Annotated in this window: 1 protein-coding gene; it reads right to left on the bottom strand. The window is 47.4% G+C overall.

The window, feature by feature from the left end; all coding sequences use genetic code 11:
* Positions 1-698: electron transfer flavoprotein-ubiquinone oxidoreductase (locus R7Z49_RS25160; protein WP_318112410.1), on the bottom strand; the 698-nt coding region annotated here is incomplete at both ends.

The following is a 698-nucleotide window of genomic DNA, read 5'->3' as shown; positions in this document are numbered from 1 at the left end:
GCGTTGATTTGAAACTTCACTTTCCCATCAATTTCGACCACTTCGTAAACCCCGGCAGGGCAGTAACGCTGGCTTGGCTCATCAAACAACCCGAGGTGCACATCGATGGGGATATGAGGATAAGTCAAAACAAGATGGCACGGTTGGTTTTCTTCATGTTGTGTGCCGGATAAAAACACCGAAGATGGTTTATCAAAGCTGATTTCTCCATCCGGTTTTGGATACTCAATCGGCGGGCATTCATTTTTGGGTTTTAACTGTTCGTGATCGTGGGAATGGTCTTTCACTGTCCACGGTATTGGCTTTTTAATCAGAGGAAGCCACAAGTTGTGCTCGAAGGTAGAAAGAGCTCCGCCAAACAGGCTACCGAACTTATGCAGGTTCGCTCCAAAGTTACGCGTTTCGGCGAGTTCATCGTACAGCCAAGAGGCTTCAAATCGCGTTTGATAATCAGGTTCACGCCTTGAGTCTTGTAATGCCCGATGAATGGCTTCTGCTGCTAGTAAGCCTGATTTCATCGCGGTGTGGCTGCCTTTTATCTTCGCAACGTTAAGTGTTCCTGCATCACAGCCAATTAATAAACCGCCGGGGAATTGTTGTTTCGGTAAAGAAGATAACCCACCTTTTGCGATGGCTCTTGCGCCATAAGCGATACGCTGCGCCCCTTTTAGGTATTGTTTGACTGCAGGGTGGTGTTT

Origin of the sequence: Vibrio sp. 1562, from assembly GCF_033340155.1 — a bacterium.
GTDB classification, from domain to species: domain Bacteria; phylum Pseudomonadota; class Gammaproteobacteria; order Enterobacterales; family Vibrionaceae; genus Vibrio; species Vibrio alginolyticus.
The sequence above is the reverse complement of the archived record's forward strand: the minus strand, read 5'-3'. Positions and strand labels throughout refer to the sequence as shown.